This is a genomic window from Corynebacterium ihumii, assembly GCF_028609825.1.
GTDB lineage: Bacteria > Actinomycetota > Actinomycetes > Mycobacteriales > Mycobacteriaceae > Corynebacterium > Corynebacterium afermentans.
This window is the reverse complement of sequence record NZ_CP063190.1, coordinates 556553-570565: the sequence shown is the minus strand read 5'-3', so window position 1 is coordinate 570565 and position 14013 is coordinate 556553. Positions and strand designations below refer to the sequence as shown.

Below are 14013 nucleotides of genomic sequence, written 5' to 3'. Positions count from 1 at the left end.
TGTGTCACTCACTCCGACACGAGCGCCTGATCAATCCCCTCAGCTATCGAACGTATGTCCGAACCTGCAGCTCTCGCGCAGGCCACGCGGTACTCCAGCGCATAGCCTGCGAGCTCCCGCAGACCGGGCACGTGCGCCCACCTGTCGAGCACTGCCACATTGCAGGCCTGAGCCAACAGCCCGTCCACAATCACCAGCGCCGCGGTAAAACCGCGGGGGCGCTTGCTTGAAGACGGCACAAGGTCCGTCAACGTCGGCACCGTATCCCCAGAAAAGAGCAGGCAGGACGCAAAGTCCATGTGCGCCACAACGTCGCCCGGCTGCGGGATGTAGTCGCGCCACACCGCTCGCTCTGCTGTCGCGAAGGCGTCGCCGCGATCCGCCGTCGGCGCGTCGACGCCGGCCATCGCCTCGTCGTAACGCAGGGCGGCGGACACGGCTTCGTCGATACGCGCGAGCACCCGCCCCTCAACGAACTCGCTGGCTTTGAAACCGCCGACGACCAGGCGGCCGTCGGTGGCGCGCACCGGGCGGGACACCGCGATGCCTGCGCCGAACTCGCCGGCATGATCGCGGGCCTTGCCGGACCAAGCGGCCGTGTCGCTCGCCTCGGAGACCACGACCCGGCCGAAACGGACACCGTTGTCCCACTCCGGACCTACAGGTATGCCTGCCCGGCTGTCGAGCTGGAACGCCGACAAAACATGCCCGGGGATGTGCTGTGCTGTGCGCTGCGCCACCGCCTGCCTCCTACAGCACCGCTGGACGCGGGTAGGGCCACGGGTTCGGCCGGCACGTGTCCGGGTTGTCCGGGTAGTTGTCTTCCGGGCTCATCTCATGCAGCTGCGCATTGTTCAGGCTCAGGGTCTGCTGCATCATGATCGGCGCCAGCGCGTTCGGCTCCGGGCACGGGACGTGCTCCGCAAAGCCCACGGCGTGGCCCACCTCGTGGTTGATCAGGTACTGGCGGTAGCTGCCTAGATCGCCCTGGAACGGCACGGCGCCGCGCACCCAGCGCGACTCGTTCAGCAACACCGTATCCTCGCCGGTGATGCGGGTGCGGCAGCTAGTTTCGGTGCCGATCTGCACACCGCACAGCTCCGCGGTCGTCTCCAGCGAGGTCAGACGGATCTTCAGCGACGGATTATCGTTGACACTGACGTGTTCGAAGCGGAAACGCGGGTCGTTGGTCCAACCGCGTGGATCGCTCAGCGTCGCGTCGACCATGTGCGCAAACGCATCATCCCCGCCGTAGCCGGAGGTGTCGATACCGTCCTCGACCTCCACAGCGAAGCGCACCACGATTTCGGTGCCCTCGCCGACGCTCATGCCCGGTGCGCCCACCTCGCGGTAAGTGCCAGCACCGGAAGTGGTGTACGGCCCACCCGGCGGCAGATCGTGGGGATCAAACTCCCCTTCCGCGATCTTCGCCGGTTCCAACGGCTTCGCGCCGCCCTCCGGGTCTTCCTCGCCCGGCGCGGGCGAGGCGGCTGCGGAATCTTCCAACTCAGCGGGAGAACCGGTAGCCCCCACCGCGAGGTCCTCCGGGTTTTGAAACATGTTGATCAGCACAAAAACGGTGATCACGGCCAGCACGGGGATGGCGTAGGCACGCCAGCCGTACTCCTGCGCAAACGCAACGAGCTTGCTATCGCCTGCTTCGGCGTGCGCGGCGCGGGACGTGGGCCGCCGTGAGGCGTCGAAAAGCTTGCCGCGCTTTTGCGAGCGTTTCCCAGAACGGCGGGGCGTGTGAGCAGGATCAGCGCTCTCAGATTCGAGTTCCCAGCTATCAAACCAGTCGCCGAAATCATCGTCGTCGGTGTCACGGGCGCCGAATTCGCCGTCGCTGGGGCGGCGGTGCGCTCCGCGGCCACCCTCGATGGAGTCGCCGCGAGCGTCCCGCTCATGTGCGCCGTGCCGTTGTGCCATAAATGCGTAATTTAGCGCATGAACCCGACGGATCGGGCTGCGGCAGTACCCTGCTCCACGTACACGATGCGGTCGGTGCGGATGAGGTAAACGCGGCCCTTGTCGTCCTCCACCTTCAAGGTGGCCTGGCCGCTGTCAACGGCCTGCTCGACGGTGGCGATGATGTCGTCCTGCCCCTCCGGCAGCTTGATCGTCAGTTCGCGGGGGCTGTCTGCAAGACCGATCTTGATATCCATGGCGCCATTGTAACGGCCTGTAGCTAAGATGAACGCGTGCCCTATTCAGCTGAGAGTGAACGCAACCGCGCCTCAACTGGCGCCCCGGCCGGCGAGAAATCGCAGCCGCCGACGTTTGCTCAGCTGGGTGTCGCCGCCGAAATCACCGATGCGCTGGCGCAGCGCGGCATTACTCGCCCCTTCTCCATCCAGGAGTTGACGCTGCCCCGCGCACTTGCAGGCCGGGACATCATCGGCCAGGCCCGCACCGGCATGGGCAAGACTTTCGGCTTCGGCGTGCCGCTTTTAGACCGTGTTTTTGACGACGCGGACATCGACGAGCTCGACGGCACCCCACGCGCGCTGGTGCTGGTGCCCACCCGCGAGCTTGCCGTGCAAGTGGGCGACGACCTCACCTTCGCCGCCTCCCAGACGCCGGTGCGCGTGACCACTATCTACGGCGGCCGGCCCTACGAGGACCAGATTGCGGCGCTGGAAGCGGGCGTGGACGTTATCGTCGGCACGCCCGGGCGTCTGATTGACCTGCACGAGCGTGGGGACCTCACCCTTTCCGCCGTGGCGATTTTGGTGCTCGACGAGGCTGACGAGATGCTGGACATGGGCTTTCTGCCCGACATTGAAAGGCTCTGGGCGGCGGTGCGCGATGACGCGCAAACGATGCTGTTTTCCGCCACCATGCCGGGCCCGATTCTGACGCTTGCGCGGGCGAAGATGAACAAGCCGGTGCACATCCGCGCCGAGTCCGCCGACGCGCCGCGAACTCACGTCACCACCCGCCAGGTCGCCCTGAAATCCCACCGCATGGACAAGCCCGAGGTGGTTACACGCATCCTCCAGGCCCATGGCCGCGGCCGCACCATCATTTTCGCCCGCACGAAGCGCTCCGCCGCGTCGTTAGCGGAGGATCTCGCGCAGCGCGGCTTTACCGTGGCGGCGGTCCACGGTGATCTCGGCCAGCGCGCGCGTGAGGCGGCGCTCGATGCTTTTCGCCGCAGTTCCGCCGACATTCTCGTCGCCACCGACGTCGCCGCCCGCGGCATCGACGTCGAAGACGTCACCCACGTAATCAACTTCCAAACACCGGATGATCCAATGACATACGTGCACCGCATCGGCCGCACCGGCCGCGCTGGCAAGAAGGGCACGGCCGTGACGTTGGTGGGCTACGACGAGGTGCGCAAGTGGGAGGCGATTAACGACGAGCTTTCGCTAGATGCCCGCGAGCTGCCCGAGTGGTTTTCCACCTCCCCGGAGCTGTACGAGGCGCTGAATATCCCGGACTCGGCTACTGCACGAGTGGGGCGCCCGCGTAAAGTGCTCGGAGCACGCCCAGCACGAGCCTCAGGAAGGAACCAGCGATGAATTCTCCTCTGCGTCGCACCCGCGGCGACCTGATCGCTACCGGAGTGATCGCAGGTGTCTCAGCGCTGCTGCTGGGCACCGCCTTTTTCACCGCACCCGCACGGGACGCACACTTGATTGCTGCCGAAGAAGAGCAGGAGGACTACGGCCAGCTCGCCGTAGTGCCGAAGTCGTTTAGCGAGGAGTTTTCCCTGTCAGACACATCTGGCCGCGACCAGCCGTTGGTGGCCAGCGGCATGGTGATCACTTACAACGACAACACCCTCTCCGCCACCACGCCAGAGGGTGAAACCGTGTGGACGTACGAGCGGCCCAACGACCTGTGCCTGGTGGACCAGGCCTGGGGCAAGGTTGTGGCAACCTACCGCGACAACGCGGGCTGTGGCGACGTGGTGGCCATCGACGCGAAGACCGGCAAGTACGCCGGCACACGCTCGGCCATAGCGCCGGACGAGGTGGTGCGTTTGGCCTCAAATGACCGTGTGGGCTACGCCAGTTCCGAGCGCGCCGAAGTGTGGCGCTCCGATCTGGTGCGCACCGTGGAGTACGGGCATGTGGGGGCGAAGCAAGAGCCCGACATGCAACCCAACGAGTGCACCATCACGTCCGCACTGACTCGCACGGAGCTTGTTGCCGTCACTGAAATTTGCGACGACGGCGCGTTTTTGCGCCTGCAAGAGGCTACGCCGGAAGATTCACGCAAGCCCGAGGTCCTCGCCGACGTGAAAATCAGCCCGGACGCGTACCTGGTGTCTATCTCCCAGGACGCGGCCGCGGTCTATGATCCGACCACTTCCGAGGTGCGTGGCTACAACACGGAGGGCACCAACATCAGCTCCTCATCGGTGCCGCAAATGGATAGCCCCGAGCACGGCCCGGACGGCATAGTGAAGAACCTGCCTGTGGCTGACTTGCCGCACCACATGACGTACTGGGAGAACAATTCGCTGCTGCTTATGGAGCCAGCAGCGCTCGCCGTCACGGGCGTTTTCCAGGGCGCGCTGGGCACGGGTTTCTCCGCCGGCGAGAAGCTGCTCTACGCCTCCGACAGTGGCATTGCGGTAGTGGATTGGGATAAAAACGCTGTGGACAGGATCATCCCGGTCGACCGCGGCGGCTACTCAGGCCCGGTGCACATCTCCTCTGCCGGCGCCTCCGTCGTGGAAAAGCGCGGCGACGAAGTAGTTGTGATGAACGCCAACACCTAACGTATCGGCCATACCACCTTTAAGCGCGGCGCTTTACTGCGAGCGCCGCGCTTTGCGTTGCGCGTAGCGCGCCTCGTTGTACTCGCGCGTAGCCGGGTGGAAGATACCGATAAGTGTGAGCACGGCTGAGGCCAGCGTCGCGGCTCCCAACAGCGGCACACCGCCACGGAACATGTATACCGCCACGCCCGCCAAGATCGCTTCCACCAGCACGATCGCGCCGGTGGCGCGCGGGTTGCCCTTCAGTGTGCTCACCGCGGCGTAGGCGATGTAGCCGAAGATGATCACAAGAAACGCCGCGGTGCCGATGTTGACGTAGTTCGCTGCCGGGGACTGCGACTCCAACGTCGAGGTGTGCTCAGTGAACTGTGAGACGATTAGCGAGGCCGCGTAAATAAACATCGCGGCGCACTGCACAAGCACCACCACCGCGCTGAACCGCATCACTGCGGGCACGGTTCCTAGCGCAACTTCGGACCTACTTTGGGCGGGTTTTTTGTTGGTTTCCACAACAAAGCAGTCTAGGCCCCGCAGCCCCATGCTCCCATTCGTGTGGCACGATTTGACGGTGACCCACCTCGCATCGGAATCATGATTGTGCAGGTCACATTGCCTATCGACGACCTCCGAACGCACCCCGCCCCCAACCCGGACGAACGAAAACAGGGTTAGATTCTATGATTCCTGTCACAATTTGGCCTACACCCCTAGCGCGGTGTAGGTGAACGTGCCATTATTTCCGGGTAGCAAAAACAACGGGCTGGTTAAACAGCCCTTAACCCTAAGCCACCACAGGGTTAACGCCCGGTAAACCGGAAGACGGGTCCCGCATCCAACGGGAAGCTCCGCCCGAAGCCAGGAATCAAACTTCGTTTGCAACGCATCCGCCACAATGCGGGTGTTTGTGGTGCGCACGTAATTGCACATGGATTGAACACAGGTTTCAACACACACGACCCAAAAGGAGAGTCATCATGGATTGGCGCCACGAAGCAATTTGCCGCGACGAGGACCCGGAACTGTTCTTCCCCGTCGGTAACTCCGGCCCGGCCCTGAGCCAGATCGCCCAGGCCAAGCTGGTGTGCCACCGCTGCCCCGTCACCTCTCAGTGCCTGAAGTGGGCACTCGAGACCGGCCAGGACGCCGGCGTCTGGGGCGGCCTGTCCGAGGAGGAGCGTCGCGCACTCAAGCGCCGCAACAAGGCTCGCGCCCGCAACCGCGCTCGCTTGTCGGCATAAGGCCATAAAACTCCGCCGGATTACCTTGCCAGCAGTGCAGGGCGATACAGTGGAACATCTGTAACCGGTACCCATAATTCAAAGGAGGCCCCCATGAGCAAGCGTGGTCGCAAGCGCAAGGACCGTCGCAAAAAGAGCGCTAACCGCGGTAAGCGCCCCAACTCTTAAAACGCGGTAAACGAAGTTAAACGCGGGCCCTTCCTATTTCGGGAAGGGCCCGCGTTTTGGCTTTTACCTACCGGCCAGCCGTAGCCTTTACGTCTTAGTGCATTGCGACGAATGCTGCGCCGATGCCGAGGGCTGCCAGGGCTGCGCTGACGCCGCCGATGATGGCTGCGATGTTGACCTGGTTGCTGGGCTGGTTGTTGGCCTGCTGCGGGGCTTCGGCCTTGGCGGGCTTGACGTCTTCGACCTTGGCTTCTGCCTTCGACTCTGCCTTGGGCTGCTCGGCGGGAACTTCACCTGGCTGGGCTTTGACGTCTGCGGCGTCGATTTCCTCGGCCGGGGCCAGCTCGACCATTTCGTGTTCTTCGGCGACCTCGACGGGTTCAGGCTGGGTGGTCTCGACGATTTCCTCGGGCTGCTCGATTGCTTCAACCTCAACCTCGGCGATGTCTGCGCGGGCGCCGATGGATTCGGCGTAGGCGCCGATGCGCGGGCTGTTGAGCACCAGGGAGTCCCAGTCGGCCGGGATAAGCACCCTGCCGTTCGGGGTGTTGGCGAAGTACGGCTGCTCGGAGTAGTTGAAGTAGTTGAACTGGTGGTTGTAGTTCATCACCGAGTGGTAGCCGTCCTGCATCGGCGAGCCTTCAACGATGTCCTTAACGTACTTGGCGGCACCCCAGTGGCGCAGCCCCAGGGTGTGGCCGAACTCGTGGAGGATGGAGTTGCGCACCTGCTCCTCGTTCGCGCGCCCGCCGGGGTTGGCAACGTAGAAGGAGTTATCGCCCACCAGCGACAGGCCCGTGGCGTTGGAACCTGCACGCATCCGGTCACCGAGAACGCCGGGGCGGAAGATGTTCGCGCGCTCGCCGAGCTCGTTGATGGTGTCGATGAGCTGGAATGCCTCGTGCTGGCTCGGATCGAAGTACACGTCGCGGTAGTCCAGGCTCTCGCCGCCGTGAGCGTCGGTGTAGTTGGCGATGTTGGTGTAGTGCTCGCCGGCGTCGATGTGCAGGGCAATGCCGTGGGTTGCAAACAGGTCCACTAACTCATCCAGGCTCTGCGTCGACGGGGCGTACGAGGTGCGGTTGGCGTTTGCGCACTCGCGGGCGGCGGACGTGTTGCAGCCCAGGGTGTCGTATTCGGAGGCCATCCAGTTCAGCTGGAGGAACAGATCCGGGCGGTTGGGGTCCGCACCCCAGTCCGGCAGGGGGATTTCCGTGCCGTCGGCTAACACGACGCCTTCTTCTTCCCAGATGTCGGGCAGGCCGTCTTTATCGGAGTCGGTCAGCGTTGCAGTGTTGGTGCGCACTGGTGCCAGTTGAACCTCGTCGGCGGCGTGTGCGACGTTCGCGCCGGAAACCGCGATGGCGGCGGCAACTGCTGCGGCGATGGTGTTTCGGAATGCTGCTCGCATCTCGGTGACTCCTTGGTGTGTTTTTCTCTTTGTTACATCCATGAGTTTATGCACCGAATATGCGCTGGTAAAACGCTCGGGGAAAGCCTGAAGAAACCGTTAAATCGTTGAACATTCTTCCTAGTTTGTTCAACGTTTCCACCCGCTTTGGCCTGCGGATTGTTCATCAATCCGGGCGCGCGACCCGGGGTTTCGTCAGCATTGTTCAACGATCAATCCGGCAATGGTCGTAGATGGTTCAACAATCCGCCATCACTGCATTTTATGCCCATTAAGGTGTATTTCTGCATGGTTTAGGCCGATTTCCCGTTTACCTGCATATTCTGATTGACTACACAATTCGTGTGTTCTTAGTTTCGACGGGTTTTCCTCAGGAACCCCCGAAACCCCCTGGATTGTTCAAAGATCCGCGGATTGGTCAGCAATCCGAAAAACCCTGCTACCCCCGTTTTTTACCCCCGCCGCGGGGACAAGGACCCGTCGCAAAGCAAAAAGCCCCCTCAAACAACGAAAAGCCCGCAACCAACGGGCTGCGGGCGAGGAACACGGATCCTATCTATAGCGAACTTCGGTATAGCTCACCGTGGTGATGGAAGCGATAATGCGCTGGCGCAACGGCTCCGGGGCCTTCACAGGGCCGCAGCACTCGCGCACCATCGTGCGCACGTCGCGCTCAGACTGCGCGACGGCCAAACACTCCGGGCAAGCCGCCAGGTCGTTTTTGATCTCCTCGCGTCGCTCGGGCGCGGTGTCTTCGTCGAAGAGCTCGCACAGCAAGCGGTAAGTGGCCTCGCAGCCGTGAGCGTCGGTGTGGGTGTGTCCAGTGGACATTACTTCTCCTTCGCGTCCTTCTTACCGGCGGCATCTGTCATGTCAGCATGGTCGAGACCGATACCGCGTTCCTTCGCCACGTCCTTCAACATCCCGCGAAGCTGTTTTCTTCCCCGGTGCAGCCGGCTCATCACAGTGCCGATAGGAATCTCCATCACTTCCGCGATCTCCTTGTACGCCATCCCCTCCACATCCGCGTAGTAGACCACCATGCGGTAGTCCTCGCTCAACGCGTTGAGCGCCTCCGAAATCCGGGAGTTTGGCATGGATTTCAGCGCCTCCACCTCCGCGGACTCCAAGCCGGTGGAGTCGTGCGAGCTTGAGGTGTAGAGCTGGTTGTCCGTCACCTCGTCCGCCGAAGTTTCCAGCGGGCGGCGCTGCTTCTTGCGGTAGGAGTTGATGTACGTGTTCGTCATAATCCGGTACAGCCAAGCCTTGAGGTTGGTGCCGGGGGTGAAACTGCCGAAGTTTTTGTAGGCCTTTAAATAGGTCTCCTGCACCAGGTCCTCGGCATCCTGCGGGTTGCGCGTCATGCGCAGCGCGCCGCCGTACAGCTGGTCCAAAAGCGGCATCGCTTCCTCGTTAAAGCGCGCCTTCAGGTCATCGCTCACGCCTGCGTCTGGCTCGGTTTCGGGCATGTGAGCCATTGTAGGGCCAGTATTTGCAATCGCTACCCTGTGCCCATGGCAGAGAAGACGCACGCACTGACTGCACTGCAAGGCACTGAACACAAGGTGCTGACCTACTCCCCCAGCCAGGACCACTTCGGCGCACACGCGGCCGAGGAGCTCGAACTGGATCCGGCGTCGGTACTGAAAACGCTGGTGCTCACCCACGAACGCGAGCTGGCCATCTGCTGCGTGCCCGTGGACGGCCACCTGTCCTTAAAAGCCGCGGCGAAAGCCCTCGGCTGGAAGCGCGCGGAGATGGCGGATCCGGCCAAGGCGCAGCGCGCGACCGGCTACGTCGTCGGCGGCATCTCGCCGCTGGGCACGAAGCAAAAGCTGGCAACGCTTATCGACGCCTCCGTGGCCGACCTTCCCGCCATCAACGTCTCCGCCGGCCAACGCGGCCTGTCCGCGCAACTGAGCCCGCGCGACCTGGCTGAGCTGACCGGGGCGACGTTTGCGCCGATCAGCGCGCCCTAGCCGTAGTCTGTAGCTTCAGTCGGCTTTGCCCACAAGCTCCGGGTAGTCATTCCTGATGTTGCCCACTTCCTGGGCCGCTTCGTTCCACACCAGAGTGTCCGCCACACGCGAGGGGTGCACCAGCTCAAGGGCCTCCTCCGGGGAGCCGTTGACCCAGGTGCGTATCTCGTCCTCGCGCAGAAACAGTGGCAGGCGGTGGTGCAGCCACGCCATACTCTCGGCGGCCTCGGTGGTGACCATGGTCGTAGACAGGCGGTCCAGCCCCGTCTCCCACAGCGCGGCAGCGTACAGCATGCCTTCTTTCGGCCGCACAAAGTACGGCTGCTTGCCGTTTTCGGTGGGCTTCCATTCGTAGTAGCCGTCCAGCACCATCAGCCCGCGGCGCGCCTTGAACGCGCTGCGGAAGGAAGGCTTCTCAGCCACCGTCTCGCCCCGGGCGTTAAATAACGGAGGGCCGGTCTCGTCCTTCTTCCAAGTGGGCAGCAGGCCCCACCGGGCGGCGTCGATACGCGCGGTAGCATCCGCAACCCTAATCAGCGGCACCTGCTGCGTGGGCGCGATGTTGTAGCGCGGCGGCGGGGTGCCGTCCGGGGCCTGAACTTCCGCGATGCCGGGAAGACCGGCTACTTCGCCTACAAGGTCGTCGCCTGACGTGAAAAGAACGAATCGTCCGCACATGCGCTCCATTATCATGACTTTCATGACCAAGATGTGGCCTGCGCCGTTTCACCCCAGCCCGATCACCCACACCCAGCGGGTGCCCGGGTCCAAATCCATGACCAACCGCGCCTACGTTCTGTCGGCGCTTGCGTCTGGCCCCTCCACCATCGTCGGCGCGCTGCGCTCCCGCGACACGGACCTGATGGAAGCTGCGTTGCGCGCCATGGGCACCGCCATCGACCACGACGGCGAGACCATTCGCATCTCCCCTGGCAAGCTGCGCTCCGCCGAGGTCGATTGCGGCCTGGCGGGCACGGTGATGCGGTTCGTGCCGCCAGTTGCGGCGTTCGCGGATGGGCCCGTGCTTTTCGACGGCGACGCCCACGCCCGCAAACGCCCCATGGCCACCATCCTGGAAGCCCTTCGCACCCTGGGAGTCTCCGTGGCAGGCGACACCCTGCCGTTTACCGTGCACGGCACCGGCCGCGCCGAGGGCGGCCCGGTGGAGATCGACGCATCCGGTTCCTCCCAGTTCGTCTCCGGCGTGCTGCTCGCCGCGCCCCGGTTCGAGCGCGGCGTGCAGATCCGCCACACCGGCGGCACCCTGCCGTCGATGCCCCACATCGAGATGACGGTGGCCATGCTGCAGCACGCTGGCGTGCAGGTGCAGGCCACCGCCAACTCCTGGTCCGTTGCACCGCAGCCGATCCGCGGCTCCCACTGGGAGATCGAGCCTGACCTGTCCAACGCCGCGCCGTTTTTGGCCGCCGCAGCGGTCGCCGGCGGCGAAGTGCGCATCCCCCACTGGCCGGTTGCCACCACCCAGCCGGGCGCGACCATGCAGTCCATCCTGGAGCGCATGGGCTGCGAGGTGGAGCTGGAAGCCGCTGGCGCCGGCCACACCCTGCGCGTGCGGGGCCCGGAGGCCGGAAGTTTGCGAGGCATCCGCATCGACATGAGCGACATCGGCGAGCTCGCCCCCACTGTCGCCGCCATCGCCGCCTGCGCCACCACGACGAGTGAGCTGACCGGCATTGCCCACCTGCGCGGCCACGAAACCGACCGCCTGGCTGCGCTCTCGCGCGAAATCAACGGTCTCGGTGGCAACTGCGAGGAGCTCGGCGACGGCTTGCGCATCACCCCGACCCGGATGCGCGGCGGGGCCTGGCACACCTACGACGACCACCGCATGGCCACCGCCGGGGCAATCATCGGCCTGATGGTGAACGGCGTCGAGGTGGAAAACATCGACACCACCTCCAAGACACTGCCCGGCTTCGCCGACATGTGGGCGGAGGTGGTGGCGCAGTAATGGGCCGCAGCTTCGCCGATTACGACGAGTCCGATGTGCGCGTGCGCCCCGGCAAAGGCTCGCGCCCGCGCTCGAAGAAACGTCCCACCCACGACGACGCCGAGTTCGGACTCGTCGTGGCCAAAGACCGGGGCCGCTGGGGTGTGGTGCTCGATACCACCGGCACCCGCCTGCAGTGCACCCGCGCCCGCGAGCTGAAGCGCACTTCCATCGAGGTGGGCGACCGCGTCGGCGTGGTCGGCGACACCTCGGGGGCGAAAGACACCCTCGCCCGCATCGTCAAACGTGAAGATCGCTCCTCGGTGCTGCGCCGCACGGCAGACGACACCGACCCCTACGAACGCATCATCGTGGCCAACGCGCAGCTGCTGCTCATCGTGGTCGCGGCCGCCGACCCGCCGCCACGCACCGGCTTTGTCGAGCGCGCCCTCATCGCCGCCTTTGTCGGCGGCGTGACCCCGGTGGTGTGCGTGACCAAGACCGACCTGGCGGATCCCACCGACTTCGAGCGCGAGCTCGAGGCCATGGGCGTGGAGGTGTTGCGCACCGGCGTGGAGGACGGCGTGGAGCAGCTGCGTGAGCTTATCCGCGGCCACGTCTCTGCCCTCATCGGCCACTCCGGCGTGGGCAAGTCCACCCTGGTCAACCGCATCGTGCCCGACGCGGACCGTGAAACCGGCGAGGTCTCCGGGGTGGGCAAGGGCCGGCACACCTCCACCCAGTCCGTGGCGCTGGAGGTGCCCGGCGGCGGGTGGATGATCGATACCCCGGGCATCCGGTCATTCGGCCTGGCGCACGTCTCCCCCGAAGAAATCGTGGACGTCTTCCCGGACCTGGAGGAAGCGGCGCAGCGCTGCCCCCGTGGCTGCACACATTTGGGCCCCCCGGCGGATCCAGAGTGCGCCTGGGACGAGCTGGATCCGGCGTCCCCCGTCGGCCGCCGGGCCGCGGCAGTGCGGGGTCTGCTTTCGGCCCTGCACTCAAACAATGACTGGGAGCTAAAGCAGCTCGACGAGGACCGGTAACTCGCTCGGGTCGTAGAACGCCAGGTAGTTGTCCTGGGCGTCACCCACGGCCAGCTCGGCGTCCTCGTCGCCCAGATCGGCGGCATCGATGACCTCAATCGCCTTCGCGGTCGCCTCCTCGGCATCCGCGACATCCACATGGATCGCGGCGATGTCCTCGATCTGCACCGGCGCGGACAGCTTCACCACGGACTCGCCCATCTCCGGATCCGGGGTGGCCTGGGAATCCGGCACGTCCGCGGAGACCACTACGCGGCGGTGCGGGTGGCGCTCCTCGTCGCCGATGGCCAACAGGCGGATGGACGCCATGGCCGCGTCGTCGAACGCCACGGCCTCGATTTCCTCCTGGTCGCCGGAGGTGAAAAATTCGTGCAGCGCCTCGGTGGCGGCGAACGCCCAGCCGTTGCGGGCGTGGATCAGGCGGTTGTCCTCCAGCGCCGCGAGCATGCCGAAGGTCGCGGGGATGTAAACGCGCACTAGAACTCGCCCTCGACGTCGAACAGGGACTGGATCTCCACCGCGGTGCGGTCGATGGCGGTGTGCAGGATGCCGATCATGTTGTACTCGACCGCGGCGCGGACGTTCATGATGTCGTCGTCGATCATCACGCAGTCGTTCAGGTCCACGCCGATCGCGTCGGCGGCGGCCTGGAACGCAGCGCGCTCCGGCTTTTCCGCCCCAACCTCTCCGGAGAGCACCACGGCATCGACCAGGCCGCCGAACTCCCATTCGCGGATCTTTTCCGCCATCTCGCCGTCGCCTTCCTCGTTGGAGAGAATGCCCACGGCGATGTCCTTCGCTTTCACCGCCTCGATGAGGGTTTTCCAGCGCTGCTCGTCCTCTGCACCGGTGTCCAGCACTCCTGCGTAGTCGATGATCAAGCCCTGCACGGGATCCCTCTTTCGTTGGTTGCGTCGCGGATGCCTACTGTAGTGAGCACACCCTTTACACGGGCGGCTGCGAACGTGGACAATACTACCTACCCCGCCCAGTGCCCGTCCCCCTCCACCACGCATTCCCGCGTGAAAAATGAGGGAGGATGCCCGCCATGTACTACACAGCCCCAGGGCACAGGCACGTGCAAGTGCTCGTGCCCCGGCGAAACCAGACACCCACCGCACTCAGCCGGCCCCTTGGCACGAAACGGCCCGCTGTTGCGCCGCCCGGCGCCCCAGTGGCGGTGGAGCCCGTCGTGGCGGAAGCGCTCAGCGCCGCCATGAGCAAACACCGGGCCACATCCATGATGGCGTGGCGCTTCGCCCCCGCTGTGCGCGCCCACATCCGCGCCCGGCAGCACTCCGCGGCGCTGATAAACGCGCCAACAAGTACCGCCCCCGCGGCGGGCAGGCCCCAAGTGGTCACCTGCCACGCCCGCGAGGGCGGGGAATTCTTCGGCACCGTCGAAACCACTGACGGCACCAGGCGGGCTTACGCCGCGAAAATCCGCGACGGCAAGCTCGTTGCCTTCAAGGTGCTGTAGGCGAC

General features: G+C 64.7%; 18 protein-coding genes. 8 read left to right on the top strand and 10 right to left on the bottom strand.

What is annotated here, in order from left to right; all coding sequences use genetic code 11:
• Positions 1–8 precede the first annotated feature (8 nt).
• From CIHUM_RS02855 to CIHUM_RS02845, 3 genes are read right to left on the bottom strand one after another with little or no spacing between them, the layout of a single operon-like run.
• Positions 9–740 (bottom strand): hypothetical protein, encoded by a 732-nt coding sequence (locus CIHUM_RS02855; protein WP_148363828.1) that lies wholly within the window; start codon positions 738–740, stop codon positions 9–11.
• Positions 741–750: 10 nt separating this feature from the next.
• Complete coding sequence (locus tag CIHUM_RS02850; protein WP_081634368.1) at positions 751–1929, bottom strand: DUF3152 domain-containing protein; 1179 nt, start codon at positions 1927–1929, stop codon at positions 751–753.
• 11 nt (positions 1930–1940) lie between these two features.
• The gene (locus tag CIHUM_RS02845) at positions 1941–2165 is read right to left on the bottom strand and encodes a DUF3107 domain-containing protein (RefSeq protein ID WP_034997535.1); all 225 of its coding nucleotides are present in this window, start codon (positions 2163–2165) and stop codon (positions 1941–1943) included.
• Positions 2166–2201: 36 nt separating this feature from the next.
• On the opposite strand from CIHUM_RS02845, the gene CIHUM_RS02840 reads away from it, so the two are divergent.
• On the top strand, positions 2202–3527 hold the full coding sequence (locus CIHUM_RS02840; RefSeq protein ID WP_081634367.1) for a DEAD/DEAH box helicase: 1326 nt from the start codon (positions 2202–2204) through the stop codon (positions 3525–3527).
• Complete coding sequence (locus tag CIHUM_RS02835; protein ID WP_034997534.1) at positions 3524–4735, top strand: Rv3212 family protein; 1212 nt, start codon at positions 3524–3526, stop codon at positions 4733–4735. Before CIHUM_RS02840 ends, CIHUM_RS02835 begins: the two co-directional genes overlap by 4 nt.
• Positions 4736–4768: 33 nt before the next feature.
• Here CIHUM_RS02835 and CIHUM_RS02830 read toward each other — a convergent pair whose 3' ends face one another.
• Entirely contained in the window at positions 4769–5245 is a 477-nt protein-coding gene (locus CIHUM_RS02830; RefSeq protein ID WP_081634387.1) for a hypothetical protein, read from the bottom strand.
• Positions 5246–5709: 464 nt separating this feature from the next.
• Between CIHUM_RS02830 and CIHUM_RS02825 the strand changes: the two genes are divergently transcribed.
• Together CIHUM_RS02825 and CIHUM_RS11030 are read left to right on the top strand one after the other, a co-directional pair.
• Positions 5710–5973, top strand: a complete 264-nt coding sequence (locus tag CIHUM_RS02825) for a WhiB family transcriptional regulator (RefSeq protein ID WP_034997533.1) — start codon at positions 5710–5712, stop codon at positions 5971–5973.
• A gap of 93 nt (positions 5974–6066) precedes the next feature.
• The gene (locus CIHUM_RS11030; protein WP_095066802.1) at positions 6067–6141 is read left to right on the top strand and encodes a 50S ribosomal protein bL37; all 75 of its coding nucleotides are present in this window, start codon (positions 6067–6069) and stop codon (positions 6139–6141) included.
• 94 nt (positions 6142–6235) lie between these two features.
• Here CIHUM_RS11030 and CIHUM_RS02820 read toward each other — a convergent pair whose 3' ends face one another.
• The 3 genes from CIHUM_RS02820 to CIHUM_RS02810 form a co-directional block, all read right to left on the bottom strand.
• The gene (locus CIHUM_RS02820) at positions 6236–7552 is read right to left on the bottom strand and encodes a hypothetical protein (RefSeq protein ID WP_034997531.1); all 1317 of its coding nucleotides are present in this window, start codon (positions 7550–7552) and stop codon (positions 6236–6238) included.
• 552 nt (positions 7553–8104) lie between these two features.
• The gene (locus CIHUM_RS02815) at positions 8105–8383 is read right to left on the bottom strand and encodes a hypothetical protein (RefSeq protein ID WP_034997528.1); all 279 of its coding nucleotides are present in this window, start codon (positions 8381–8383) and stop codon (positions 8105–8107) included.
• Entirely contained in the window at positions 8383–9021 is a 639-nt protein-coding gene (locus CIHUM_RS02810; protein WP_034997525.1) for a sigma-70 family RNA polymerase sigma factor, read from the bottom strand. Before CIHUM_RS02810 ends, CIHUM_RS02815 begins: the two co-directional genes overlap by 1 nt.
• A 45-nt stretch (positions 9022–9066) precedes the next feature.
• Here CIHUM_RS02810 and ybaK point away from each other — a divergent pair, with 45 nt between their 5' ends.
• Positions 9067–9531, top strand: coding sequence for a Cys-tRNA(Pro) deacylase (gene ybaK, locus CIHUM_RS02805; RefSeq protein WP_034997521.1), 465 nt, complete (start codon positions 9067–9069; stop codon positions 9529–9531).
• 15 nt (positions 9532–9546) lie between these two features.
• On the opposite strand, the gene CIHUM_RS02800 is transcribed toward ybaK, so the two are convergent.
• Positions 9547–10209: an SOS response-associated peptidase gene (locus CIHUM_RS02800; RefSeq protein ID WP_034997935.1), complete on the bottom strand. Its 663-nt coding sequence runs from the start codon at positions 10207–10209 to the stop codon at positions 9547–9549.
• Between the two features lie 22 nt (positions 10210–10231).
• Between CIHUM_RS02800 and aroA the strand changes: the two genes are divergently transcribed.
• Positions 10232–11503, top strand: coding sequence for a 3-phosphoshikimate 1-carboxyvinyltransferase (gene aroA / locus CIHUM_RS02795; RefSeq protein ID WP_187370369.1), 1272 nt, complete (start codon positions 10232–10234; stop codon positions 11501–11503).
• Positions 11503–12528, top strand: a complete 1026-nt coding sequence (rsgA, locus tag CIHUM_RS02790; protein WP_034997519.1) for a ribosome small subunit-dependent GTPase A — start codon at positions 11503–11505, stop codon at positions 12526–12528. The genes aroA and rsgA overlap by 1 nt, the downstream gene beginning before the upstream one ends.
• On the opposite strand, the gene CIHUM_RS02785 is transcribed toward rsgA, so the two are convergent.
• Positions 12502–13005, bottom strand: a complete 504-nt coding sequence (locus CIHUM_RS02785) for a DUF6912 family protein (RefSeq protein WP_034997510.1) — start codon at positions 13003–13005, stop codon at positions 12502–12504. The two genes, rsgA and CIHUM_RS02785, sit on opposite strands and share 27 nt — an antisense overlap.
• Complete coding sequence (locus CIHUM_RS02780; protein WP_034997508.1) at positions 13005–13418, bottom strand: HAD family hydrolase; 414 nt, start codon at positions 13416–13418, stop codon at positions 13005–13007. The genes CIHUM_RS02785 and CIHUM_RS02780 overlap by 1 nt, the downstream gene beginning before the upstream one ends.
• Positions 13419–13720: 302 nt before the next feature.
• On the opposite strand from CIHUM_RS02780, the gene CIHUM_RS02775 reads away from it, so the two are divergent.
• Positions 13721–14008 carry a hypothetical protein gene (locus CIHUM_RS02775; protein ID WP_273680233.1) on the top strand — a complete coding sequence of 96 codons (288 nt, stop codon included), beginning with the start codon at positions 13721–13723 and terminating at the stop codon, positions 14006–14008.
• Positions 14009–14013 lie beyond the last annotated feature (5 nt).

Excerpts from the sequence above, each read along its gene's own strand:
- CIHUM_RS02850 (WP_081634368.1), bottom strand. The coding sequence starts at position 1,929 with ATGGCACAACGGCACGGCGCACATGAGCGGGACGCTCGCGGCGACTCC.
- CIHUM_RS02845 (WP_034997535.1), bottom strand. The coding sequence starts at position 2,165 with ATGGATATCAAGATCGGTCTTGCAGACAGCCCCCGCGAACTGACGATC.
- CIHUM_RS02835 (WP_034997534.1), top strand. The coding sequence starts at position 3,524 with ATGAATTCTCCTCTGCGTCGCACCCGCGGCGACCTGATCGCTACCGGA.
- CIHUM_RS02825 (WP_034997533.1), top strand. The coding sequence starts at position 5,710 with ATGGATTGGCGCCACGAAGCAATTTGCCGCGACGAGGACCCGGAACTG.
- CIHUM_RS02820 (WP_034997531.1), bottom strand. The coding sequence starts at position 7,552 with ATGCGAGCAGCATTCCGAAACACCATCGCCGCAGCAGTTGCCGCCGCC.
- CIHUM_RS02815 (WP_034997528.1), bottom strand. The coding sequence starts at position 8,383 with ATGTCCACTGGACACACCCACACCGACGCTCACGGCTGCGAGGCCACT.
- CIHUM_RS02810 (WP_034997525.1), bottom strand. The coding sequence starts at position 9,021 with ATGCCCGAAACCGAGCCAGACGCAGGCGTGAGCGATGACCTGAAGGCG.
- ybaK (WP_034997521.1), top strand. The coding sequence starts at position 9,067 with ATGGCAGAGAAGACGCACGCACTGACTGCACTGCAAGGCACTGAACAC.
- CIHUM_RS02800 (WP_034997935.1), bottom strand. The coding sequence starts at position 10,209 with ATGTGCGGACGATTCGTTCTTTTCACGTCAGGCGACGACCTTGTAGGC.
- aroA (WP_187370369.1), top strand. The coding sequence starts at position 10,232 with ATGACCAAGATGTGGCCTGCGCCGTTTCACCCCAGCCCGATCACCCAC.
- rsgA (WP_034997519.1), top strand. The coding sequence starts at position 11,503 with ATGGGCCGCAGCTTCGCCGATTACGACGAGTCCGATGTGCGCGTGCGC.